At 68.2% G+C, this 23,813-nt stretch carries 21 protein-coding genes; 11 read left to right on the forward strand and 10 right to left on the reverse strand.

The features are described from left to right. Positions 1-66: 66 nt before the first annotated feature. The 8 genes from IWX63_RS13795 to IWX63_RS13830 all read right to left on the reverse strand — a co-directional run bounded on the left by IWX63_RS13795 (position 67) and on the right by IWX63_RS13830 (position 6,998). Positions 67-948 (reverse strand): type II secretion system F family protein, encoded by an 882-nt coding sequence (locus tag IWX63_RS13795; protein ID WP_199278725.1) that lies wholly within the window; start codon positions 946-948, stop codon positions 67-69. A gap of 10 nt (positions 949-958) precedes the next feature. After that, a complete protein-coding gene (locus IWX63_RS13800) occupies positions 959-1,894 on the reverse strand; it encodes a type II secretion system F family protein (protein WP_334685878.1) in 936 nt (311 codons plus the stop codon). A 4-nt stretch (positions 1,895-1,898) separates the two neighbouring features. Further along, complete coding sequence (locus IWX63_RS13805) at positions 1,899-3,338, reverse strand: CpaF family protein (RefSeq protein WP_199278726.1); 1,440 nt, start codon at positions 3,336-3,338, stop codon at positions 1,899-1,901. Continuing rightward, positions 3,335-4,531, reverse strand: coding sequence for an AAA family ATPase (locus tag IWX63_RS13810; protein WP_199278727.1), 1,197 nt, complete (start codon positions 4,529-4,531; stop codon positions 3,335-3,337). Before IWX63_RS13810 ends, IWX63_RS13805 begins: the two co-directional genes overlap by 4 nt. Next, positions 4,528-5,292, reverse strand: coding sequence for a Flp pilus assembly protein CpaB (cpaB, locus tag IWX63_RS13815; protein WP_199278728.1), 765 nt, complete (start codon positions 5,290-5,292; stop codon positions 4,528-4,530). The genes IWX63_RS13810 and cpaB overlap by 4 nt, the downstream gene beginning before the upstream one ends. Beyond that, complete coding sequence (locus IWX63_RS13820; protein ID WP_199278729.1) at positions 5,289-6,332, reverse strand: pilus assembly protein TadG-related protein; 1,044 nt, start codon at positions 6,330-6,332, stop codon at positions 5,289-5,291. Before IWX63_RS13820 ends, cpaB begins: the two co-directional genes overlap by 4 nt. Further along, complete coding sequence (locus IWX63_RS13825; RefSeq protein ID WP_199278730.1) at positions 6,320-6,715, reverse strand: TadE/TadG family type IV pilus assembly protein; 396 nt, start codon at positions 6,713-6,715, stop codon at positions 6,320-6,322. The genes IWX63_RS13820 and IWX63_RS13825 overlap by 13 nt, the downstream gene beginning before the upstream one ends. 79 nt (positions 6,716-6,794) lie before the next feature. Continuing rightward, positions 6,795-6,998, reverse strand: coding sequence for a Flp family type IVb pilin (locus tag IWX63_RS13830; RefSeq protein ID WP_199278731.1), 204 nt, complete (start codon positions 6,996-6,998; stop codon positions 6,795-6,797). Positions 6,999-7,537: 539 nt separating this feature from the next. Between IWX63_RS13830 and rplM the strand changes: the two genes are divergently transcribed. The 5 genes from rplM (at position 7,538) to IWX63_RS13855 (ending at position 11,343) form a co-directional block, all read left to right on the forward strand. Then, positions 7,538-7,981 carry a 50S ribosomal protein L13 gene (rplM, locus tag IWX63_RS13835; protein WP_043440690.1) on the forward strand — a complete coding sequence of 148 codons (444 nt, stop codon included), beginning with the start codon at positions 7,538-7,540 and terminating at the stop codon, positions 7,979-7,981. 40 nt (positions 7,982-8,021) lie between these two features. After that, a complete protein-coding gene (gene rpsI, locus IWX63_RS13840) occupies positions 8,022-8,519 on the forward strand; it encodes a 30S ribosomal protein S9 (RefSeq protein WP_199278732.1) in 498 nt (165 codons plus the stop codon). Positions 8,520-8,631: 112 nt separating this feature from the next. Further along, the gene (glmM, locus tag IWX63_RS13845; protein ID WP_199278733.1) at positions 8,632-9,987 is read left to right on the forward strand and encodes a phosphoglucosamine mutase; all 1,356 of its coding nucleotides are present in this window, start codon (positions 8,632-8,634) and stop codon (positions 9,985-9,987) included. A 153-nt stretch (positions 9,988-10,140) separates the two neighbouring features. Further along, positions 10,141-10,284: a hypothetical protein gene (locus IWX63_RS13850; protein WP_199278734.1), complete on the forward strand. Its 144-nt coding sequence runs from the start codon at positions 10,141-10,143 to the stop codon at positions 10,282-10,284. A gap of 324 nt (positions 10,285-10,608) precedes the next feature. After that, on the forward strand, positions 10,609-11,343 hold the full coding sequence (locus IWX63_RS13855) for an SDR family NAD(P)-dependent oxidoreductase (RefSeq protein WP_199278735.1): 735 nt from the start codon (positions 10,609-10,611) through the stop codon (positions 11,341-11,343). A gap of 15 nt (positions 11,344-11,358) precedes the next feature. Here the strand turns inward: IWX63_RS13855 and IWX63_RS13860 are convergent, their stop codons facing one another. Both IWX63_RS13860 and coaA read right to left on the reverse strand, forming a co-directional pair. Continuing rightward, positions 11,359-12,258: a M15 family metallopeptidase gene (locus IWX63_RS13860; protein WP_199278736.1), complete on the reverse strand. Its 900-nt coding sequence runs from the start codon at positions 12,256-12,258 to the stop codon at positions 11,359-11,361. A gap of 2 nt (positions 12,259-12,260) precedes the next feature. Then, on the reverse strand, positions 12,261-13,238 hold the full coding sequence (gene coaA, locus IWX63_RS13865) for a type I pantothenate kinase (RefSeq protein WP_334685879.1): 978 nt from the start codon (positions 13,236-13,238) through the stop codon (positions 12,261-12,263). Positions 13,239-13,299: 61 nt separating this feature from the next. Between coaA and glmS the strand changes: the two genes are divergently transcribed. The 6 genes from glmS (at position 13,300) to treZ (ending at position 23,707) form a co-directional block, all read left to right on the forward strand. Next, positions 13,300-15,240: a glutamine--fructose-6-phosphate transaminase (isomerizing) gene (gene glmS, locus IWX63_RS13870; RefSeq protein WP_199278738.1), complete on the forward strand. Its 1,941-nt coding sequence runs from the start codon at positions 13,300-13,302 to the stop codon at positions 15,238-15,240. A 54-nt stretch (positions 15,241-15,294) separates the two neighbouring features. Further along, a complete protein-coding gene (locus IWX63_RS13875; RefSeq protein WP_199278739.1) occupies positions 15,295-15,663 on the forward strand; it encodes a holo-ACP synthase in 369 nt (122 codons plus the stop codon). 44 nt (positions 15,664-15,707) lie between these two features. Beyond that, on the forward strand, positions 15,708-17,270 hold the full coding sequence (locus IWX63_RS13880) for a bifunctional ADP-dependent NAD(P)H-hydrate dehydratase/NAD(P)H-hydrate epimerase (protein ID WP_199278740.1): 1,563 nt from the start codon (positions 15,708-15,710) through the stop codon (positions 17,268-17,270). Between the two features lie 139 nt (positions 17,271-17,409). Continuing rightward, on the forward strand, positions 17,410-19,596 hold the full coding sequence (glgX, locus tag IWX63_RS13885; protein WP_199278741.1) for a glycogen debranching protein GlgX: 2,187 nt from the start codon (positions 17,410-17,412) through the stop codon (positions 19,594-19,596). A gap of 53 nt (positions 19,597-19,649) precedes the next feature. Continuing rightward, complete coding sequence (gene treY, locus IWX63_RS13890; RefSeq protein WP_199278742.1) at positions 19,650-21,962, forward strand: malto-oligosyltrehalose synthase; 2,313 nt, start codon at positions 19,650-19,652, stop codon at positions 21,960-21,962. Further along, on the forward strand, positions 21,959-23,707 hold the full coding sequence (gene treZ, locus IWX63_RS13895) for a malto-oligosyltrehalose trehalohydrolase (RefSeq protein WP_199278743.1): 1,749 nt from the start codon (positions 21,959-21,961) through the stop codon (positions 23,705-23,707). Before treY ends, treZ begins: the two co-directional genes overlap by 4 nt. Positions 23,708-23,813: the final 106 nt, after the last annotated feature.

The following is a 23,813-nucleotide window of genomic DNA, read 5'->3' on the forward strand; positions in this document are numbered from 1 at the left end:
TACGGCCGCGGGCTGACCATCAGCCGGGAGCGGCCCGCTGGCGGGCGACATTGGCCTACGGCGGAGTCATTGCCCGGCGAAGGTGTCCATGACGTTGAGCGCGGCCGGTCCGAGGATGACGATAAACAGCACCGGGAAGATGAACAGCAGGAGCGGGAACAGTACTGCGACGGGGAGCTTCATCGCCTTCTCCTCGGCGCGCTGCCGGCGCTTGACGCGCATGACCTTGGCCTGGGTCCGCAGGACGCCCGACAGGGCGATGCCGTAGGCGTCCGCCTGCACGATGGCCTTCACGAAGCTGCGCAGTTCCGGGATGGTGCTCCGGTCCGCCATGGCGAGGTAGGCCTCACGACGGCTGCGTCCCACCTGCATGTCCTGCAGCGTGCGGACGAGCTCGTCCGCCAGCGGCCCCTTCCCGGTCTCACCCGCGCGCTGCATGGCGCTCTCGAACCCCAGACCCGCCTCGACCGAGATGAGCATCTGGTCCAGGGTGTTCGCCAGTTCCAGGGCCATCGCCTTCTGGCGTTCCTGCCCCTTGCTGTAGAGGAGGAGGTCCGGCACGAAATAGCCGAGGAGAGTGACGAAGAGCGAGAGCAGCACGAAGAGCCTGCTGGGGTTCGACTGCACGAGCAGCAGGCCGACCAGGCCGCCGGCAAGGCCGAGCAGGGGCTTGGCGGTGAGGACCTTTGCCAGCGGCATCGAGGCCGGTCGGCCGGCAAGGGCCAGCAAATGGTCGAGTTTCGAGACATAGGCCTGCGGGGTGAGGCGCTGGCCCAGCCTAAGGAGGGGGTTCGGACGTTCAACGGCGACGATGCCCAGACCCATGCCCTGATTGAGGTTGCGCTGCACGGCTCGGCGCATCCGGGCATCGGAGGTGAGCAGGGCCCAGGCGAAGTACCCGATCGAGGCCGAGGTGAGCAGGAGCGAGGCGAGCAGGGTCGGGTCCATCACGGGGTCCTCAGAATTTCAGGTCGATGATCTTGCGGAGCCAGAGCCCGCCTATGGTCATCATGACGGCGGCGGCTCCGAGCATGACCCAGCCCAGTGGTTTGGTGAACAGCGGGTCGACATAGCCGGGGCTGATCACGGTGAGGACCAGCGCGATGCCGAAAGGAAGTGCCGCGAGGATGTAGGCGGAGAACTTCCCTTCCGCCGCAAGCGCCTTGATTTGCCCCTTGATCTCGGCACGCTCGCGGATCGTATGCCCCACCTGGTCGAGCACGTCGGCGAGGTCTCCTCCCACTTCACGGTTGATCTGGATGGCCTGGGCGATCCACGCGAAGTCGTCGTTCTTCATTCGCTGGGAGGTATCGATGAGGGAGGCGAGGAGGTCCTTGCCGAGGCTCGTCTCGGCGACGATCCGGCGCATCTCCTCCGACGTCGGGCTGTCCGCCTCCGTCGCGGCTGCGTCAATCGCGCGCAGGATACTGTGGCCTGCCCGCAGTCCTCCGGTGAGCAGCTGCAGCGTGTCGCCGAGCTGCGCGTCGAACCTGCGTCGTCGTCGCCCAGTCCCGACGGACACGACAAGATGTGCCACGCCAGGGGAGAGCAGGAACAGGAGGACGCCGACCGCGGGTGCGAGCAGTGCCCAGCCGAGCAGGAGTCCGGTGATGCCGCCCAAGACCGTGAGCAGATAGACCTCGGCCTGGCTGATTCTGATGCCCGCTGTCTCAAGGGCGTTCTGGTCCAGGAAGCCCATAGGGCGCCTGCGCAGGTACCGTTCCACTGCGCGGCCGGCAGCCCCTGCGAAGCGCGAGAGCTGCGAGTTCTGCTGCTGGAGGGGTGGCCGACGCCGGTCCAGGGGCACCGGTGACTGGGCCGGCCGGATCGCCACGAGTACCAGGATGATCGCTCCGATCATCATCGCGGCGCCGCAGACGAGGAGGAGAGTCACGCGCCTACCTCCCGCGCGCGGGTGCTGATCCGAAGACGGCGGGGGACACCGTGATGCCCATGTCCTCGAATCGCTCCATGAACCGCGGCCGGATACCGGTGGGGACGGGCCGTCCGAGGAAGCGGCCCTTCGGGTCGACGCCGGCCGAGTAGTCGAAGACGAAGGCGTCCTGGAGAGTGACGATGTCGCCCTCCATGCCCTGCACTTCGGTCACGTGCGTGATGCGCCTGCTTCCGTCACGGAGGCGCGAGATCTGCACCACGAGGTGTACGGCAGACGCGAGCTGTTCGCGGATGGCCCGTAGCGGCAGGTCCATGCCGGCCATCAGCACTAGGGTCTCCAGGCGCGCCACGGCGTCGCGGGGAGAGTTGGCGTGCACCGTGGACAATGAGCCGTCGTGACCCGTGTTCATGGCCTGCAGCATGTCCAGGGACTCACCGCCGCGCACCTCGCCGATGACGATGCGGTCCGGTCGCATACGGAGGGAATTGCGGACGAGGTCGCGGATGGTCACCGCCCCCTTGCCCTCGGTGTTCGGCGGGCGGCTTTCCAGCCGCACGACGTGCTGCTGCTGGATCTGGAGTTCGACGGCGTCCTCGATGGTGACGATGCGGTCGCTCTCGGGAAGGAACGAGGACAGCACGTTCAGCAGTGTGGTCTTCCCGGTGCCCGTGCCGCCCGAGACGATGATGTTGAGCTTCGCTTTGACGCAGGCGTCGAGTAACTCGGCCATCTCCGGCGTGAGCGTGCCGAAGTCGATGAGGTTCTGGACCGTCAGGGGGACCTTGCTGAACTTGCGGATGGTCAGCGACGAGCCGTTGACCGCGAGCGGCGGGATGACGGCGTTCACGCGGGAGCCGTCCTCGAGGCGGGCATCGACGAAGGGGGAGGACTCGTCGATGCGGCGACCGACCTTCGACACGATGCGCTCGATGACACGGCGCAGGTGCTCCTCCGAGCTGAACCGCGAGTCGCTGAGCGTCAGCTTGCCCTTCTGCTCCACATAGATCTGGTCCATCCGGTTCACCATGATCTCGGTGACCGTGGCGTCGTCGAGGAGCCGCTGGAGCGGCCCGAGCCCGAGGACGTCGTCGGCTACGTCCTGGATGAGGCGACGCCGCTCATCGGGGCTGAGCGGTACCTGCTCGGCGTCGATGATCTGGCTCAGCTCCTCACGCGCGATGACCTTCAGATCCTCCTCACTGATGGAGGTATCGCTCGCGCGGGTGCCCATACGCTCGAACAGGGCGGAGGCGGCTCGCTGCTTGAGTCCCGCGAAGACGTCCACCTTCGCGCCGCCCGGTTTCTCGGATGCGTCACGGACGACGACCGCGGGCGCGATCGTCGCCGCGCGCTGCTCCACGGGCGTCGTGTCGGCAGAAGCAGGCTCGATTGCGGACGCCGGGGAGAGACCGGCAGCCTGGATACGGGCAGAGAGCTTCATCGGACGACCACGCGGCGATGTAGCTTCCGTTGCGACTTCGCGCGCCACTCGTGGTCGAACCGCTGCACGAGCTCGGTGAGACTTTTCGTCGCGGGATCGCGGACCTTGTCCTGGAGCAGGGGGATGCCGCGGTTCGTGGCGAGCGTGATGGCCCGTGAGCGGGGGATGGACACGTCGACGGGCGCGTTGAGGGTCGACTCGATGTCCTCCACCGAGAGCCCCGTCTTGGTGTCGGCGAAGTTGAGGACCACGTGACGGGTCTCGGGCATGAGGTTGAGCTGCTGCAGCACGTCGAGGCCAGTGCGCAGGCCACGGACGCTCGGGACGTCCATGCCTGTCACCCAGACGGCGTCGGTGCACTGCTCGAGGGCAGCGAGGCTCGGCTCGGTGAGCCCCGGGCCCGTGTCGACAACGACGTAGCGGAACTCCATAGCGAGCTGTTGGATCAGGCGGGTCACCTGTGCCGAGGAGACGCGGTCGGCATCGGCGGGGTTGCGCGGACCGCACAGGGCGTAGATGCCCGAGGGGTGTGGGGTCAGAAAAGCCTTGAGGACCATAGAGTCCTGGGTAGCCGCACCCGAGACGGCGTCCAGCACCGAGTACTCGGGGTTCAGATAAAGGCCTGTGCCCACGTCGCCGAACTGGAGGTCGAGATCCACGATGACCACGCTCATCGGGGCCAGCTTCCCGAGACCGACAGCCAGGTTCGTAGCAACCGTCGTCTTGCCTACGCCGCCCTTCGGGGAAAACACTCCGATGACGAGACCGCTCTGTTGTTCGCGGGGCGGCTGCGCACCGGAGCGCTGGTGCGTCGCGAAGGCCTGGCAAGCGCGTTCGAGCTGGGCTCGGATACTCGCGATGTCCGCCAGCGGGGAAAGGATGTCGCGGACGCCGGCACGCATTGCCTGCAGGGCGATGTCCGGGTGATCGTCGTGCACCAGAACGACGCTGATCTCCGGGAAGGTCACATCCACGACCAGGGCGAGGCGTAGCGCGTCCTCGAGAGCGATGCCCGGCCCGAAAACGAGGACCTCGGGCCGCTCCAGCCCCAGCTGGTCTAGGACGGAGGCTGGGTCCCCGGTCAGTACGCTCGCGGGCAGGCTTTTCACATGGCCCTGCAGTCCACCGGCAACGGCAAGGCGGAGCTTCTGTTCGAAGTCGGAACTGGGGGTGATCAGGACGAATCTGCTCATCGGTACAGGACCTTGTCGTGGATGGTGATCGGCTCAGGGCTCTCGGTAGCTGTAGCGGGCTCCTTGCTGAGCCAGATGGTCCCGAACTCATTACCGAAGATGATTCTTGTTGCCTGATCCTCGGTTACGGCCACTGTCAGCATGAGGGAGCCACTCGGTAACGCTTCCGCCTCTGCGCGTGCCTGCTCCTCCGGTGTAGCGGCCGGATCGACGGGCTCGACGGGAGCTCGCTGGACGGATGTAATCAAAATCCTGTGCAGCACCAGTTGCGTCATCCGCGGTTCAAGTCCTGCCGGCGCCGGATCCACCGACGTGGAGATGAAGACGCCGACCGCATCTCCCGGTTTGACGTTGCCACCCAGGGCACGCCCCGGATCGAGAGCGAACGAGACCTCCTGAAGACCTTCGGGTACATCTGGACGGCCAGTCAGCTCCGCATCCTGCGGATCGACGAGGCGCTCCGCCAATAGTTGTTCACCCGGCAGGAGATCGGCGGAGGTGACCTTCCCTCCGGACGAATCAAGGTCCCTGAGCGCCGACGGATTCACAGCGCTGGCAGGGAAGGTCTTCGTGGTGAGGAAACGCATGAGATCCTCAGTCGGTGTCCCTGCAGGCACTTCTGTTGCCACCGCCAGCACTTCCACCGGGTCGAGGCCTTGCACCGCGCGCGCTTCCGCGCCCTGCGCATAGCCGAACAGCATCATCGCCCCGAGGAGGCCGAGAACGACGGCGGCGACACCGGCCAGCAGACGGGATTTCATGGCGTTGCTTTCTCAAGAGTCAATTTGACGACGGCTGTGCCCATCGTGGAGTTGTAGGATCCGAGTGTGTAGGCGTCATCAAGGGACACCATTTTCACGAATTTGCCGATGATGCCCACGCACTTCACTGAATCGCACTTGTAACCCGGGTAGTAGTTGTCGCGGAACGAGTCCGGGAAGACAGAATTGCCCTCCTGCTTGAACTTCCATCCGTGCACTTCGAACGCCGCAAAACCCGTGAGGTGATAGACGCCGTTGCTCCCGCTGTCCGTTACCTGGTCATAAATGGGGAACAGGCCGATCGGGAAGTCTCCTGCTTCGATCTTGGTCCGCCACTGACCGAGTAGGGATACACAGCTCGAAGGTGCTCCGTTGTTGCCCGTGTTGCTGCCAGACGCGACCTTGCTGATATCCACAAGGGCCTCGCATTTGCCCGGGACCTGGTCCAGGCTGCCGAATCCGCCAGGCGGGCCCCCTGCGCAAGCGGCCGTGCCGTCGGACTTCTTGCGATATTCGACGACCTGCCAGCCAGGTCCATCCTTGAGTTCACATTCGGAGAAGGTGATGGGGAAAGGTGCTGGTCCAGCGACCGGACTACCCCACTCAGCGGTAGATGATGCAGTCACTTCCGTCGACGTGAAACCGAGGGCCCGCGCGAAGATCAAAGACACGCGGTTCGGCGTCTGCCCGGCCTCGAGCGCCCCCGTGCTGACTGTAACCTTTCGAGCAGATCGGTTGAGCGTGATGCTCTTGATATTGCTCCTGGAATCCAGGGCATTGCTGTTCGCGAGATCACGCGCGAGTGTTGAGGAGTCCGCACAGCCGGGGTCTGTCGAATTTGCGGCGCATTTCTGAGCACTAGCGATCGCGCCGGCATCGGCCCCGTTCTGAAGTTGAGCCTTCTCGGAGTAGATCATGCCTACATCAACGGCAAGGGCCGCGAAGGCGAGCAGAACAACCATAAGCAAAGCGACGAGGACACTGACGGCTCCTTGTTCCTGACGTTCGCGGACATCATTTTCGAACGTCACCCGCCGCATAGCATCGTTCCTCTGCCCTTCAACGTGAACGGAGCCGCGATTCCGGTTACTGTCTGCATCTTGTAATTGATCGTCACCGTAACAGTGCTTCCGTGCGGACAGGTATTGACAGCGCCTGACGGGTTGCGAGTAATCATGACATCGGAAGCAGTGAGATCGGGGTTCAATATCTCCGCAGTCGATCTCGCGGTCGAAACGGCAGCTAGATCGTTCTTGCCGATTGCTAGGACGCGCACAGACTCGCGCGCAGCATTGGTGATTGTCACTTGTGCGTTGTAGGCCCGGCCGACCTCCATGATGCCGAAGACAAGGAGGAGGAGGATGGGGAGAACCAAGGCGAATTCAACCGCGATGGCACCGCGCTGATCAGGTTTCACAGCCATGGCTACCCCTTCGAGTGGCTAGGCGGCATCCAGGAGGATGCCGCCTAGCTCGAGTGTCTTCAGTGATGTTCGGTGCCTGCTAGATGCCGAGTTTTGCGAACAGACCCGTGAAGAAGCCGTTCAATGACCCGCCGAAGGCGCCGACTCCTGCGATCAGGATCACGGCGATGAGCGCGACCATGATGCCGTACTCGACGGCGGTGGCGCCGGTCTCCTCTCGGCGGAGGCGGGACTGGACGGTGAATCCGAGGGTGTGCAGGCTTGCTGCGAAGTAAGCGATCATAAGGAGACTCCTGAGGGGGACGGCGGCTGACCCAGCGCCAGCGCTGCCAGAAAGCTAGCAACGGGAAGCCGCAGGAAACCGGGTCTGCCCTGATCCTGACCGAACATTCACAAACCTGCACCGGCTCTGCACGCGCCTTGCGCAGAACCTGCGCTCGCGCTGTTCCGGACCGAACCAGCCGCTGGTCGAGTGATCGGCCGGCACCCACCTCGACGGAGGATCCGCCGGCCGTGCGAAGCCCCGCACGAACCCCCGTCCGAACCTCGACCGGAGACCGTTCACGGCCCTTTTGACCCACAGCGGAGCGGCAGGCTATCCTTGGGAGTCGTTGTGCGTGTCCCTTCTCGATACGTCTGCGCCCTTCGGAGCGGTTCAGTTGCAGAACCACCTGGCCCGGGGGCGGAGCCGAGATTCACGGGATGACTGGTCGTATTTCAGCCCTCACCTGAAGTTCCGGTAACGCATGAATAAGCTGAGCCCGCGGTACGGACGTTTCCGTAGTCACGGGCGACACCGAAATAGAAACGAAGGCCATAACCGTGCGTACGTACACCCCGAAGCCAGGCGACATCAACCGCCAGTGGCACGTAATCGATGCAACCGACGTCGTCCTCGGCCGTCTTGCCAGCCAGACCGCAATCCTGCTCCGCGGAAAGCACAAGCCGACCTTCGCTCCCCACATGGACATGGGCGATTTCGTCATCATCATCAACGCTGAAAAGGTAGCCCTCACCGGCTCCAAGCTCGAGCAGAAGCGCGCCTACCGCCACTCGGGCTACCCGGGCGGCCTGAAGTCCACCACCTACGTGGAACTCCTGGACAAGAACCCGGAGCGCGCAGTCGAGAAGGCCATCCGTGGCATGCTCCCCAAGAACTCACTCGCCGCTCAGCAGATCGGCAAGCTGAAGGTCTACCGCGGTGCCGAGCACCCCCACGCCGCGCAGCAGCCCAAGACATACGAAATCACTCAGGTCGCCCAGTAGTCCTGGCCACCAGTACTAAGAAATCACTTCAAGGAGAACCGTGGCTGAGAACACTGAAGAACTGAATGAACCGACCGAGGAGCTCACGAGCTACACCTCGGAGTCCACCGAAGGCAGCGAGACCGCCGTCAAGGAGCGTCCCGCGCTGACCGTCGGCGGCGGAGCCGTCGGACGCCGCAAGGAAGCTGTCGCCCGCGTGCGCCTCGTCCCCGGCACCGGCAAGTGGATCGTCAACGGGCGCGAGCTCGCCGACTACTTCCCGAACAAGCTGCACCAGCAGGAAGTCAATGACCCGTTCAAGCTCCTCGAGCTCGACGGCGCCTACGACGTCATCGCCCGCATCCACGGCGGTGGACCCTCCGGCCAGGCCGGTGCACTCCGCCTCGGAGTCGCGCGCACGCTGAACGACATCGACCGCGAGAACAACCGCCCCGCCCTCAAGAAGGCAGGCTTCCTGACTCGTGACGCACGCGTCATCGAGCGGAAGAAGGCCGGGCTCAAGAAGGCACGCAAGGCGCCTCAGTACTCCAAGCGCTGATCCTCCCAGGACACGCGCAGATGCCCGTCCGGGCTTCCGGACGGGCATCGTGCTTTAACCTGTTCGAGGAGCCGCCCGAGCGGTCCCATGTTCTGCACTTAGGATGATCACGATGAGCAAGTTATTCGGAACCGATGGCGTCCGCGGCCTGGCCAATGGCCTGATCACGGCGGAACTGTCCCTCCAGTTGGCCCAGGCGGCCGCTGTGGTCCTCGGCCACAACGCCGTGGACGGGCGCCGCCCCACCGCGGTCATCGCCCGCGACCCCCGCATCAGCGGTGAGTTCATCGCGGCCGCCGTCGAGGCCGGACTCGCCAGCTGCGGCGTGGACGTCTACGACGCCGGGGTCCTGCCGACGCCCGCCGCGGCGTTCCTCGTGGCCGACCTCGGCGCCGACTTCGGCGTCATGATCTCCGCCTCCCACAACGCGGCTCCCGACAACGGCATCAAGTTCCTCGCCCGGGGCGGCAAGAAGCTCAGCGATGCCCTCGAGGACGCCATCGAGGACGAGATGGCTCGGCCACGGCTGCGTCCCGTGGCGGGCGACGTGGGACGCATCCAGCGCTTCGCCGACGCCGAGGACCGCTACGTGGTCCACCTCCTCCAGACCCTCCCGCACCGCCTCGAAGGGCTCAAGGTGGTCCTCGACTGCGCCCACGGCGCGGCGAGCGGCTGTTCTCCCGAGGTCTTCCGGGACGCCGGCGCGGACATCTTCGTCATCGGTGCGGACCCCGACGGCGTGAACATCAACGACGGCTACGGCTCGACGCACCTCGGGAAGCTGCAGGCCGCCGTCCTCGAGCACGGCGCCGACGTCGGCATCGCCCACGACGGCGACGCCGACCGGTGCCTGGCTGTCGACCACGAGGGGACGATCGTGGACGGCGACCAGATCATGGCCGTGATGGCGCTCGCGATGAAGGACGCCGGGAAGCTCAAGGACGACACCCTCGTGGCGACCGTGATGAGCAACCTGGGCCTGAAGATCGCCCTCCGCGAGGCAGGCGTCACCATCAAGGAAACCGGCGTGGGAGACCGCTACGTGCTCGAGGGGATGCGCGACGGCGGCTACAGCCTCGGCGGCGAGCAGTCCGGGCACGTCATCTTCGCCGAGCACGCCACCACGGGCGACGGCGTCCTCACCGGGCTCCAGCTGGCCTCGCGCATGGCCGGGACCGGCAAGAGCCTCAAGGAGCTCGCCGCAGTCATGACGAAGCTCCCGCAGGTGCTCATCAACGTCAAGGGCGTGGACCGCAGCGCAGCGAATTCCGACGAGGGCGTGCAGGACGCCGTCCGCGAGGCCGAGGCCGTCCTCGGCGAGACCGGGCGGGTGCTGCTGCGCCCTTCCGGCACGGAGCCGGTGGTCCGCGTCATGGTCGAGGCTGCCGATCTCGCGACCGCCCAGCGCATCGCCGAGGAGCTCGCCGCCACCGTCCAGAAGCGGTTGTCCCTCGAGCCGGTCGCCTGACCCGGCCTCACCGCCTCCGAGTACGCGCTACTCGCCGGGTTGCCGGCGATGGCGCCCGGCCCCCGCCGCGGGCGCTGCGCCTGCCCCGCCACGTACGGCACGAGGGCCGGCTGCGACCGGCGTGCCGCGTGGTCCTCCTCACCGTCGTGGGCGATGACGACGACGCCCGACGCCGGCGCGAGCACGGGCGTGCCGAATCCGGTGAAAGCCTCCGGCGCCTCCGTGGCGACCAGGGTCCGCCAGGTCCTCGGGGCCGGACGGCCGCGGGCATCGACGGGGACGAGGTCGATCGCATAGGTGGTCCCCATCCGGACGGTGCCATGACTCGGGACGCGACGCGCAGGATTGTTGCGTGCGCGGAACCTCCCCTCCAGCGGGTAGTGCAGCAGCACCGGGCCCCTGTCCGCTCCGGGATCGTCCATGCGCTCCATTGTCATCTTCCCGGCAGCCGGGAGCGAGGCCTCGGCCAGCCGTGGCCCCCGGGAGATGCGGCTGCTCTTGCGGTCCGGTGCCGGGCGCGGCACGCTGGATCGGTCGGCGCGCCGCCGGCAGCCACAGCGGTGAGGGAGCGGTTGCCACGGATGATGCACGGCAGGTCCGGGACGGGATGGAGGTACCACGGTGAGAGTGCTCGTGACCGGCTCGGCGGAGGGCCTCGGCCTGGTCGCGGCAGAGACCCTGCTGGCGCAGGGACACGACGTCGTCGTGCATGCCCGCAACGCAGGCCGCGCGGGCGTCCTCGCACCCCTCACCGGTCGGGGTGCCGGGCTCGTGGTGGGCGACTTCGAGGACCGGGACGCGGTCCTTCGGATCGCCGCCGAGCTGACCGCGGGGGAGCCACCCGACGCCGTGATCCACAACGCGGGCGTCTGGAGCGGGCCCGCCGTCATGCCCGTCAATGTCATCGCCCCCTATCTCCTGACCGCCCTGCTCGCTGGCGCGCGGCGCCACGTGTACCTGAGCAGCGGATTGCACTCCAGCGGTCGCCCGTCCGTCGAGGGCGTGGACTGGCGGGGCCGCATGCCGGGTCACTACGGCGACAGCAAGCTCTTCCTCACCACGTTCTCCGCCGCGCTGGCACGCCTGCGCCCCGATGTCCTGAGCAACGCGGTGGACCCGGGGTGGGTCCCCACGAGGATGGGCGGGCCCGGCGCGCCGGACGATCTCGAGCTCGGCCACCAGACCCAGGAGTGGCTCGCCACGGGGAAGGACCCCGAGGCGCTCACGACGGGCGGGTACTGGTTCCACCGACAGCGCCGGCAACCCCACCCCGCCGTGCCGGACATCGCGTTCCAGGAGCGGCTGCTCGATGCCCTGGCAGGGGAGACGGGCGTGGCCCTGCCTGGTCCCCGCTGAGGCGAAGCGCGCCGCTCAGTACGACGGCGCCGGCGGGAGGCCGAAGTGCTCTTCGAGGGTCCGGGTCCCGGCCGCCTTCATGGCGAGGGAGACGTCCCTGCCCACGTAGCGGAAGTGCCAGGACTCCGACGAGAAGCCGGTGATCTGGTGGAACCCGAACGGGTACCGGAGGATGAACCCGAAGTCGGCCGCATTCGCCGCCGCCCACTGCCCTGCCGGCGTGTCCTGGAAGCAGAGCACCAGGGTGCAGGCGCCGTCGGCCTGCGCGATGTCGAAGGCGAGGCCCGTCTGGTGCTCGGAGTAGCCGGGGCGGGCCGATACGGTGTCCGCGCCGGCCGGGCCTCCGTACTGGCCCACCCAGTACGCGTAGGTCGATTCCTGGTCCGCGAAGGAGCGGTACCCGCTGACCATGGCCAGATCCACGCCGTCCGCCGCGGCTGCCGCGAACATATCCTCCACAGCCTCCGCGGTGTCGGGGCGCAGGAGGTCGAAGCTGGTGGGCGTGGCGACGTCGGGCCGGCGCAGGTCGGCGGGCGCGTAGTCCAGCGGTGCCAGGGGCCTGCGCTTGTTCACGACGACGTCGACGGCGGCCGGATCGCGGTGCGCATCCGAGGCAGGGGCAGGAGGAGGAGGAGCAGGGGGCCCGGCCGACGCGGTCGTCGGGGGAGCCGCCGGACCGCTCACGTCGGGGAGGGGCTCGCTCCGGACCGGGGCAGGGAGATCCGTGCCCGTTGCGTCGGGATCGTCGGGATCGGCGGGATCCGACGCCGGCGGGGCTGCGGTACTCGAAGCGTCGCCCGTCCCGGCGCTGGAGGGCGAGGGCCCGGGCGGGGGTGAGGGCACGGGATCCGGCGCCGAGCACGCCGTGAGCGTCACTGCGAGGACGACCAGCGCCACCGACGGCCGGACGCGCACGGTCAGGTCTTCCGGAGGAGCATGCGGCGCACCGAGTGGTCGGCGTCCTTGGTGAGCACCAGCTGCGCCCGACCGCGCGTGGGCAGGACGTTCGCCACGAGGTTGGGCTCGTTGATGCGTTCCCAGATGCCGGACGCCGTCCGGCGGGCCTCCTCGTCGCTGAGGCCGGCGTAGCGGTGGAAGTAGGACTGGGGATTCGCGAACGCGCCGGAGCGCAGCGACTGGAAGCGGTGGATGTACCACTCCTTGATGTTGGCGGTCTTCGCGTCCACGTAGATGGAGAAGTCGAAGAAGTCGCTCAGCGCGAGCCCGGTGATGCCGTCGGGCCGCGGACGCGCCGGGGCGAGGACGTTGAGGCCCTCGACGATCAGGACGTCGGGGCGCCGGACCACCACTTCGCGGCCCGGCACGATGTCGTACGTGAGGTGCGAGTACGAGGGCGCACGCACCTCGGCGGCACCGCTCTTGACCTCGCTGACGAAGCGCAGGAGGCGCCGCCGGTCGTAGGACTCGGGGAAGCCCTTGCGCTGCATGAGGCCGCGACGCTCGAGCTCCGCGTTCGGGTACAGGAACCCGTCCGTGGTGATCAGGGCCACGTCGGGGGTGTCCGGCCAGCGCCGCAGCAGTTCGCGCAGCACCCTCGCCGTCGTCGACTTGCCCACCGCCACGGATCCTGCGACGCCGATGACGAACGGGGTGCGCGTGGTGCTCTCGCCGAGGAACGTGTTCGTGGCCGCGTGGAGTTGGCCGGCTGCCGCCGTGTACAGGTTCAGCAGGCGGGAGAGGGGCAGGTAGACCTCACGCACCTCGTCGAGGTTGAGGGCGTCCCCCAGGCCGCGCAGGCGCTGGACGTCCTCGACGTTCAGGGGGCTCCTGATCTCGTGGGACAGGCGGGACCACATCTGGCGGTCGAGCTCGACGAAGGGGGTGAAGGATTCGGCGCTGGTGGCCTGCTGCGTGCCCGTGCCTCTGTCATTCACCTGACGATTCTGCCCGGTGGCCTGCGCATTAACAAACACGGCCACCGGTACGCTAGGTGTCATGTGTGGAATTGTGGGATATGTAGGCCGGGACCGCGGCCAGGGAACATCGGCGCTCGACTCTGTCGCCCCGGCGTTCGATCAGGAATCGTCCGAAGCGCAGCACGGCGCGCTCGACGTCGTCATGGAGGGCCTCAGGCGCCTCGAATACCGCGGATACGATTCCGCCGGCGTGGCGGTGATCACTCCGGCCGGGATCGAGTCGCGCAAGAAGGCGGGCAAGCTGACGAACCTCGTCGAGGAGCTGGTGACGGCACCGCTGCCGCGCTCGCTGACCGGGATCGGGCACACGCGGTGGGCGACCCACGGCGGACCCACCGACCAGAATGCGCACCCGCACCTCGCCGACGGCGGCAGGCTCGCGCTGATCCACAACGGCATCATCGAGAACTATGCCGAGCTCAAGGCGGAGCTGACCGGTGAGGGGCTCGACTTCATCTCCGACACCGACACCGAGGTCGCTGCCGGGCTCGTCGGCCACCTGTACCGCGGGCTCGTCGAGAGCGGCGCCGAGGGCGACATCCTGACCCTCGCCCTGCAGCAGGCCTGCCAGCGACTCGAGGGCGCCTTCACGCTCCTCGCCATCCACCAGGACCAGCCCGGCGTCGTCGCGGCCGGCCGCCGCAACTCGCCGCTCGTGGTGGGGCTCGGCGACGGGGAGAACTTCCTCGGGTCCGATGTCTCCGGGTTCATCGACTTCACGCGCCGCGCCGTCGAGCTCGGCCAGGACCAGATCGTCACCATCACGCCCGACGACGTCACCATCACCGACTTCTTCGGCGCCCCCGCCGAAGGCACGGAGTTCCACGTCAGCTGGGACGCCGCCGCTGCCGAGAAGGGCGGCTTCGACTCCTTCATGGAGAAGGAGATCCACGACCAGCCCGACGCCGTCGCTCAGACCCTCCTCGGCCGCTCCGACGTCGACGGCAACCTGATGCTCGACGAACTGCGCATCGACGAGACGATCCTGCGCTCGGTCGACAAGATCGTGGTGCTCGCCTGCGGTACGTCGGCCTACGCGGGCCAGGTGGCCAAGTACGCCATCGAGCACTGGTGCCGCATCCCCACCGAGGTGGAGCTGTCCCACGAGTTCCGGTACCGCGACCCGATCGTGAACGAGAAGACGCTCGTCGTCGCGATCTCCCAGTCCGGCGAGACCATGGACACCCTCATGGCCGTCCGCTACGCCCGCGAGCAGGGCGCCAAGGTCGTGGCGATCTGCAACACCAACGGGTCCACGATCCCGCGCGAATCCGACGCCGTGCTCTACACGCACGCCGGCCCGGAGATCGCCGTCGCCTCCACGAAGGCCTTCCTCGCGCAGATCACCGCCGCATACCTGCTGGGCCTGTACCTCGCGCAGCTGCGCGGCAACAAGTACCGCGACGAGATCGCCGACGTCCTCGCGGACCTCTCGACCATCCCGGCCAAGATCCAGGCCGTCCTCGACGACGCCGACAAGATCAAGCAGCTCGGCACGGACATGGTCAACGCCAAGTCGGTGCTGTTCCTCGGCCGCCACGTGGGCTTCCCCGTGGCGATGGAGGGTGCGCTGAAGCTCAAGGAGCTCGCCTACATCCACGCCGAAGGCTTCGCTGCCGGTGAACTCAAGCACGGACCGATCGCCCTGATCGAGGAGGGCCAGCCCGTCGTCGTGGTCATGCCGTCCCCGAGCGCCCGCGACTCGCTGCACGCCAAGGTGGTCTCCAACGTCCAGGAGATCCGCGCACGCGGTGCCGTGACGATCGTCATCGCTGAGGAGGGCGACACCGCCGTCGAGGCGTACTCCGAGCACGTGTTCTACGTGCCGGAGACCCCGACGCTGCTCGCCCCGCTGCTGACCACGGTGCCGCTGCAGATCTTCGCCCTCGCCCTCGCGAGCGCCAAGGGCTACGACGTCGACCAGCCGCGCAACCTGGCGAAGTCGGTCACGGTTGAGTAGTCCCCTCCCGGTGCCGCTGCGGATCCCCGCAGCGGCACCCGGCCGGGTGCCGGCGTGATCGTCGGCATCGGCGTCGACGTCGTGGACGTGGAACGCTTCCGGCAGCAGCTCGAACGCACCCCGGCGCTGCTCGAGCGTCTGTTCGTGCCCGCCGAGCGCCAGCTCAACACCCGGTCGCTCGCCGCACGCTTCGCGGCCAAGGAGGCCGTCGCGAAGGCGGTCGGTGCCCCCGTGGGCATGAACTGGCAGCACTGCACCATCGCGGTCGACGAGACGGGCGCGCCGTCCGTCGTCGTCGACGGGACCGTGGCGGAGGCCGCACGCGCCCGGGGCGTCGAGACGTGGCACCTGTCCATCAGCCACGACGGCGGCCTCGCCACCGCCATGGTGGTGGCCGAGGGCCCGGCGGCAGGCCGAAAATAGTAATCGTACTGATGATCGCCTGGCTTACCGCTAAGCTCGATGACATGCTCCAAGCATTTTCCGGTGGTGACGTCCGCTCCGCGGAGGCACCACTCCTCGACGCCGGCCAGGGTGACGCCCTGATGCAGAAGGCTGCCCACGGCCTGTTCGGCGTCGTCCTCGGTCTCCTGCGCGACGCCGGGCGCGGCACCTACGGCGCCACCGCCGTCGTGCTGGCCGGGAGCGGGAACAACGGCGCCGATGCGCTCTACGCGGGGGAGCGGCTCCTGCGCCGGGGCGTCGGAGCCACGGCGATCCTCACGGCGGACCGGGTCCACGATGCCGCGTTGCAGGCTTTCACGCAGGCCGGCGGGACGAGCGTCCGGCTGGGCGACGCCCCGGACATCCCAGCACTTGCAGCACATGCGGCCGCCTCCGACGTCCTCCTCGACGGGATCCTCGGCACCGGTGCCAGCGGCGGCCTGCGGGGGCCCTCCGCGGACTTCGTCCGGGCGTTCGACGCAGCGGCCGGTCCGCGCGCCGTACGGTCCACGCTCGTGGTCGCCTGCGACCTGCCCAGCGGCATCGGCGTGGACACCGGCCGCGTCGACGGGCCCGTCCTCTCCGCGGATGCGACCGTCACCTTCGGGGCCGCGAAGCCGGGCCTCCTGATCGGCGACGGCGCGGTGGCCGCCGGTGAGCTGAACGTGGTCGACATCGGCCTCGACTTCTCCGGATTCACTCCCGCCGCGCGCAGCCTCCAGGTCGCCGACGCCGCAGCCCTGCTCCGCCTGCCCCGCGCACACGACCACAAATACTCGCGCGGGGTGCTCGGCGTCGCCGCAGGATCCGCACGTTACCCGGGAGCGGCCGCCCTCGCCGTCGGTGCCGCGCTGGCCACGGGCGTCGGGATGGTGCGCTACCTCGGCCCCGACGCCGTCGCAGCGCTGGTCCACCAGCGGAACCCCGAGGCGGTGGCGTCCACCGGCCCGATCGCCGACGCGCGGTCCCAGGCCTGGGTCGTGGGCCCCGGCGCCGTGGACGACGACGACCAGCGAGGCCGGGCCGCCGACGCCGTGGCCTCCGGGCTGCCCGTCGTCGTCGACGCCGGGGCGCTGGTCGCGGTGCCCGCGCGCGTGGGTCCGCAGGTCGTCCTCACCCCGCACGCGGGGGAGCTGCGTGAGCTGCTGGCGGCCCGCGGCATCGACGCCGAGCGGTCCGAGATCGAGGCCGAGCCCGCACACTTCGCGCTGCGCGCCGCCGAGACCACGGGCGCCACGGTGCTGCTCAAGGGGTACACGACCGTCGTCGCCGCCCCCTCCGGCGCACTGTTCGTCCAGGCCGACGCGACGCCCTGGCTCTCGACCGCCGGGACCGGGGACACCCTCTCCGGCATCGTCGGGGCCCTCCTGGCGACGCTCGCCGAGGACGACGGCGCGGCGGACCGCATCGGCGTGGCGCACCCAGACCTCTGGGCGGCGATCGCCGCGGCGGGAGCGCTCATCCACGGACGGGCCGGGCAGCTCGCTGCCCGCTCCGGACCCGTGGTGGTCTCCGGCCTCCCGGACTCCATCCGCGCAGTGGTCGCGGATCTCGTGGAGGAGCGTCGCCTGGCCGCAAGTATTTGAGGTGACCGACGCAATCAACCGCGCGGACACCTGAATGCGCTATGCATGGACAAAGCGCGCGGGGCAGGACCCCGACGCCTGCAAGGAACACCGGGACCGCCCATGGAGGCGGCCCCGGCAGAAGACACAAGGAGAACTCATGGAACTTTGGCCCGGCGACGCTTACCCCCTGGGAGCCACCTACGATGGCACCGGCACCAACTTCGCGCTCTACAGCGAGGTCGCGGACCTGGTCGTCCTCTGCCTCTTCGACGAGGACGGTACGGAGACGTGCACCGAACTCAAGGAGGTCGACGGCTACGTCTGGCACGGGTACCTCCCCCACGTGTCACCCGGGCAGAAGTACGGCTACCGGGTCCACGGCCCGAACAACCCGGCAGAGGGACAGCGCTGCAACCCGAACAAGCTCCTCCTCGATCCCTACGCGAAGGCCATCTCCGGTGACCTCGACTGGGACCAGGCGCTGTTCGGCTACAACTTCGGCGACGAGCACTCCGTCAACAACGAGGACTCCGCCGCGCACATGATGCTCGGCGTCGTCGTCAACCCCTTCTTCAACTGGGACGGCGACCGCATGCCGCGGACGCCCTACCACCAGTCCGTCATCTACGAGGCGCACGTCAAGGGTCTCACCCAGCTGCACCCGGACATCCCCGAGGAGCAGCGCGGCACCTATGCGGGCATCGCCCACCCGTCCGTGATCGCGCACCTGCAGAAGCTCGGCGTCACGGCGATCGAGCTGATGCCCGTGCACCAGTTCGTCAACGACAGCACGCTCCAGGAGAAGGGCCTCTCGAACTACTGGGGCTACAACACCATCGGCTTCTTCGCCCCGCACAACAAGTACAACTCCAGCGGCGACCAGGGCGAGCAGGTCCAGGAATTCAAGGCCATGGTGCGCGAACTGCACCTGGCGGGCATCGAGGTCATCCTCGACGTGGTGTACAACCACACCGCGGAAGGCAACCACATGGGCCCCACCATCTCCATGCGTGGCATCGACAATGCGTCCTACTACCGCCTGGTGGAGGACGACAAGCAGTACTACATGGACACCACGGGCACCGGTAACTCCCTCAACGTCGGGAACCCGCACTCCCTGCAGCTGCTCATGGACTCGCTGCGCTACTGGGTCACCGAGATGCACGTCGACGGATTCCGTTTCGACCTGGCCTCCGCCCTCGCCCGCGAGTTCTACGAGGTGGACCGGCTGTCGGCCTTCTTCGAGCTCGTGCAGCAGGACCCGGTGGTCTCGCAGGTCAAGCTCATCGCCGAGCCCTGGGACGTGGGACCCGGCGGCTACCAGGTGGGCAACTTCCCGCCGCAGTGGACGGAGTGGAACGGCAAGTACCGGGACACGGTCCGTGACTTCTGGCGTGGTGAGCCCTCCAGCATCGGCGAGTTCGCGGCCCGCCTGACCGGGTCGGCCGACCTCTACGAGCACAGCATGCGGCGTCCCGTCGCGTCCATCAACTTCGTCACGGCCCACGACGGCTTCACGCTGCGCGACCTCGTCTCCTACAACGAGAAGCACAACGAGGCCAACGGCGAGGACAACAACGACGGCGAATCACACAACCGTTCCTGGAACGGCGGGGCCGAGGGCCCCACGGACGATCCCGAGGTCCTCGCGATCCGGGTCCGCCAGCAGCGCAACTACATCGCGACGCTCCTGCTCTCGCAGGGGGTGCCGATGCTGCTCCACGGTGACGAGCTCGGCCGCACGCAGGACGGCAACAACAACACCTACTGCCAGGACTCCGAGATCAGCTGGGTGCACTGGGACAAGATGGACCAGCCCCTGCTCGAATTCACCGCCGCCGTCAACCGCCTGCGGTCGGAGCACCCCACCTTCCGCCGTCGCCGCTTCTTCGACGGGCGGCCCGTACGCCGCGGCGAGGGCGAGGCGCTCCCGGACATCGTGTGGCTCGACACCACGGGCGAGCTCATGGCCCCCGAGGACTGGGACAGCGGCTTCGGCCGCTCGATCGGCGTGTTCCTCAACGGCCACGGCATCCAGGGGCGTGACGCCCGCGGACAGCGGATCGTCGACGCCAACTTCCTGCTGTACTTCAACGCGCACGACGAGGCCGTCGACTTCACCATCCCGTCCGACGAATACGGCACCTCCTGGGACGAAGTGATCGACACGGCCGGCAAGTACGCCGACACGGCAGCCATCCCGCACGGCGCGAAGGTCACGGTCGAGGCGAAGTCCATGGTGGTCCTGCGGGCCCACACGGAGGTCGAGGACCTCGACCACTCGGTCGCGGCGTCCCTGGCGATCCTCGCCAACGAGGTCACCGCCAAGACCGGCACCCCCTAGCTCCACCCCTCGACAGGTACACCCCCACCCACCGTCCCAGGAGGACCCCCCACGTGTTGACACCGAAATCGACCTACCGGCTACAGATCCGGAGCGAGTTCGACCTGCATCGGGCCGCGGCCCTGGTGCCGTACCTGCACGACCTGGGGGTGGACTGGGTGTACCTGTCGCCGATCCTGACGGCGGAGAAGGGGTCCGGGCACGGCTATGACGTCACGGACCCCACCACCGTCGACCCCGACCGCGGCGGTCCGGGCGGTCTCGCCGCACTCAGCGAGGCAGCCCGGGCGGCGGGCCTGGGTGTGCTCGTCGACATCGTGCCCAACCACATGGGCATCGAGACCCCCGCGGACAATGCGTGGTGGTGGCAGCTCCTCGAGGAGGGGCGCGGCTCCCGCATGGCGGAGGCGTTCGACGTCGACTGGGACGCCAATGACGGACGCATCCGCGTCCCCGTCCTCGGCGACGGCGACGACGAGCTGGATCAGCTCGCGGTCGTCGACGGCGAACTGCACTACTACGACAACCGGTTCCCGATCGCGGACGGCACGGCGCACCCCGGTGACACGGGGGCGCAGGTCCACGCCCGCCAGCACTACGAACTCGTGAACTGGCGGCGCGCCGATGCGGAGCTCAACTACCGGCGGTTCTTCGGCGTGAACACCCTCGCAGGCCTGCGCGTCGAGGTCCCGTGGGTGTTCCAGGAGAGCCACAGCGAGGTGAAGCGGTGGTTCGACGAGGGGCTCGTCGACGGCCTGCGCATCGACCACCCCGACGGTCTCGCCGACCCTAAGGGCTACCTCGACGACCTCCGCACCCTGACGGGCGGCGCCTACGTGCTCGTGGAGAAGATCCTCGAGTCGGGGGAGACGCTCCCGACCGACTGGGCGACCGAGGGCACCACCGGCTATGACGCCCTCGCGGACATCGACCGGCTGTTCACCGACCCCGACGGGGAGCACGCGCTGACGCGGTCCGTGCCGGTGGAGCCGTTCCACGAGATGATCCACGGCACCAAGCGCGGCATCGCCGACGGCATCCTCCGCTCCGAGGTGCTGAGGCTCGCGCGGCTCGTCCCCGCCACGGCGGACCTCGACGCCGACATCGCAGCCGACGCGATCGCCGAACTGCTGACCTGCTTCCCCGTCTACCGCAGCTACCTCCCGGGTGGAGCCGAGTACCTCGCCGAGACGGTCCGTGACGCCCAGGTGCGCCGCCCCGACCTCGCGGATACCCTCACCGTGCTCCACTCGCTCCTGAACCCGTTCCTCGACGGTCCCGGGGAGCTCACGGAGCTCGCCCGGCGCTTCCAGCAGACCTCCGGCATGGTGATGGCGAAGGGCGTGGAGGACACGGCGTTCTACCGCTACTCCCGCCTCGTGTCGCTGAACGAGGTCGGCGCGGATCCGTCCATCTTCTCCATCGACCCGCTGGAACTGCACCGTCGCCTGCTCGCGCGGCAGACGGAGAGCCCGCTGGCCATGACGACCCTCAGCACGCATGACACCAAGCGCAGCGAGGACACCCGGACGCGTATCTCCGTGCTGTCGGAGCTCGCGGGCGAATGGACGGACCTCCTCGGACAGCTCGAGGAACTGGCCCCCATCAAGGATCCGACGTTCGCGCCGCTGCTGTGGCAGTCGCTCATCGGGGCCTGGCCGATCAGCAGGGAGCGCGCGCACGCCTACGCCGAGAAGGCGTCACGCGAGGCCGATTCCAGTACGCACTGGACCGCGCCGGACGAGGGGTTCGAGCGCGGCATGCACGACGCCGTCGACGCCGCCTTCGACGACGACGCGGTGGCGTCGCTGATCACCGGTCTCGTGGAGCGGATCCAACAGGCCGGCTGGTCCAACTCGATCGGCCTCAAGCTGCTCCAGCTCACCATGCCGGGAGTGCCGGACGTCTACCAGGGGACAGAGTTCTGGGACACCTCCCTCGTGGACCCCGACAACCGCCGCGAGGTGGACTACGACGTGCGCCGGCAGGTGCTGACGGACCTCAACTTCGGCGCACTGCCCCAGATGGATGCGGACGCCCACGCGAAGCTGCTCGTCGTGTCCCGCGCCCTCAAGCTGCGCCGCGACCGCCCCGAGCTGTTCACCGGCTACACCGCGATCACGCCCTCCGGCGAGGCGGCCGACCACGTCTTCGCCTTCGACCGGGGAGGAGCCATCACCCTGATCACGCGCCTGCCATACCGGCTCGCGGACGGTGAGGGCTGGGGTGACACCACGCTCGAGCTCCCCGAGGGGCGCTACACCTGCGCCCTCACCGGCGCCTCGGTGCGCGGCGGGACCGTCAGGGCCGCCGACATCTTCTCCACCTTCCCCGCAGCACTACTGGTCCAGGAGGACGCAGCATGAGCTCGCCATTCGAGGTCTGGGCCCCCCGCGCCGAATCCCTCACCCTCGTTGCGGCCGGCGCCCGATACCCGATGACACAGGGTGAGGGCGGGTGGTGGCACGCGCCGGAGGCCCCCACGGACACCGCCGACGTGTCCTACGGCTACCTCGTCGACGGCTCCGAGACACCCGTGCCCGACCCCCGTTCGCGGCGCCAGCCCGACGGCGTGCACGAGCTGTCGCGGACCTTCGACCCGGCGGTGCACCAGTGGCAGGACGGATCATGGCAGTCGCCGGGCATGAACGGCGGCGTCATCTACGAGATGCACCTCGGCACGTTCACTCCCGAGGGGACGCTCGACGCCGCCATCGGCAAACTCGACCACCTGGTGGACCTCGGCGTGCAGTACGTGGAACTGCTGCCCGTCAACGCCTTCAACGGCACCCACAACTGGGGCTATGACGGCGTGCTCTGGTACGCGGTGCAGGAGACGTACGGCGGCCCCGCCGCCTATCAGCGCTTCGTCGACGCCGCCCACCAGAAGGGCCTGGGCGTCATCCAGGACGTCGTCCACAACCACCTCGGCCCCAGCGGCAACTACCTCGGGCTCTTCGGCCCCTACCTCACCGCGGGCCTGTCCAACTCGTGGGGGGACTCGCTGAACCTCGACGGCCCGCAGTCCGACGAGGTCCGGGACTACGTCGTCGAGAACCTGCTCATGTGGTTCAGGGACTACCACGTGGACGGCCTGCGCCTCGATGCCGTGCATGCGCTCCACGACGAGCGTGCGGTGCACATCCTCGAGGAGTTCGCCGCCCGCACGGACGAGTGCGCGGCCGACCTCGGCAAGCCGCTGTTCCTCATCGCCGAATCGGACCTCAACAACCCGCGCCTGATCCAGGGCCGTGACGTCGGCGGCTACGGCCTGGCCGGGCAGTGGAGCGACGACTTCCACCACGCCGTGCACGTCAACCTGACCCGGGAGACCGAGGGGTACTACCTGGACTTCGATTCGGTAGGCGCGCTCGCCAAGGTCCTCGAGAAGGGCTTCTTCCACAACGGGACCTACTCGTCCTTCCGGGAACGTCACCACGGCCGCGAGATCGACCCGGTCAGGGTCAGCCCCCTGCAGCTGGTCGTGGCGACCCAGAACCACGACCAGATCGGCAACAGGGCCGCCGGCGACCGCATCAGCGCCTCGCTCAACCCGGCGCAGCTCGCCCAGGCCGCGATCCTGAACATCCTCGGCCCGTTCACGCCGATGCTCTTCATGGGCGAGGAATACGGCGCGTCGACGCCGTGGCCGTTCTTCACCTCCCACCCGGAGCCTGAGCTCGGCAGGGCCACCGCGGAGGGCCGGCTCAAGGAATTCGAGCGCATGGGCTGGCGTCCGGAGGACGTCCCCAATCCGCAGGACCCCGCGACCTTCGCCTCGGCCAAGCTGGACTGGGCGGAGGTGGAGCAGGGACACCACGCCGTGCTGCTGTCCACCTACCGCGAGCTCATCCGCCTGCGTCGGTCACGCCCGGAACTGCGCGACGCCGACTTCGGCAGCATCTCCGTGGACTACGACGAGGACAGCCGCTGGATCGTCCTGCACCGGGGCAGCACCGCCGTCATCCTCAACCTGAGCGACACGATGGTGACCGTGCCGGTGGGCGGCAGCAACGCCGAGGTCCTGCTGTCGACGGTCGACGGCGTGAGGCTGCTGTCCGACACCGTGCAGTTGCCTGCGCATGCTTCACTGGTCCTCAGCCGGGGCTGAGCGTAGAGCAGGACTCTGCAAGGGTTTCGACAGGAGTGGGAGTCCACCGACCAAACGGTCGGTGGACTCCTGCATACTGGCTGGAGATTCTTCCACACGGGAGGCC

Origin of the sequence: Arthrobacter sp. CAN_A2 (genome assembly GCF_015752045.1) — a bacterium.
GTDB lineage: Bacteria > Actinomycetota > Actinomycetes > Actinomycetales > Micrococcaceae > Arthrobacter_D.

Coding starts and splice junctions, on each gene's coding strand:
- IWX63_RS13795 (WP_199278725.1), bottom strand. CDS start 948: ATGGACCCGACCCTGCTCGCCTCGCTCCTGCTCACCTCGGCCTCGATC.
- cpaB (WP_199278728.1), bottom strand. CDS start 5,292: ATGAAATCCCGTCTGCTGGCCGGTGTCGCCGCCGTCGTTCTCGGCCTC.
- IWX63_RS13830 (WP_199278731.1), bottom strand. CDS start 6,998: ATGATCGCTTACTTCGCAGCAAGCCTGCACACCCTCGGATTCACCGTC.
- treZ (WP_199278743.1), top strand. CDS start 21,959: ATGAGCTCGCCATTCGAGGTCTGGGCCCCCCGCGCCGAATCCCTCACC.
- IWX63_RS13810 (WP_199278727.1), bottom strand. CDS start 4,531: ATGAGCAGATTCGTCCTGATCACCCCCAGTTCCGACTTCGAACAGAAG.
- IWX63_RS13880 (WP_199278740.1), top strand. CDS start 15,708: ATGCTCCAAGCATTTTCCGGTGGTGACGTCCGCTCCGCGGAGGCACCA.
- IWX63_RS13820 (WP_199278729.1), bottom strand. CDS start 6,332: ATGCGGCGGGTGACGTTCGAAAATGATGTCCGCGAACGTCAGGAACAA.
- glmS (WP_199278738.1), top strand. CDS start 13,300: ATGTGTGGAATTGTGGGATATGTAGGCCGGGACCGCGGCCAGGGAACA.
- glgX (WP_199278741.1), top strand. CDS start 17,410: ATGGAACTTTGGCCCGGCGACGCTTACCCCCTGGGAGCCACCTACGAT.
- IWX63_RS13805 (WP_199278726.1), bottom strand. CDS start 3,338: ATGAAGCTCTCTGCCCGTATCCAGGCTGCCGGTCTCTCCCCGGCGTCC.
- IWX63_RS13850 (WP_199278734.1), top strand. CDS start 10,141: ATGACGACGACGCCCGACGCCGGCGCGAGCACGGGCGTGCCGAATCCG.
- IWX63_RS13825 (WP_199278730.1), bottom strand. CDS start 6,715: ATGGCTGTGAAACCTGATCAGCGCGGTGCCATCGCGGTTGAATTCGCC.
- glmM (WP_199278733.1), top strand. CDS start 8,632: ATGAGCAAGTTATTCGGAACCGATGGCGTCCGCGGCCTGGCCAATGGC.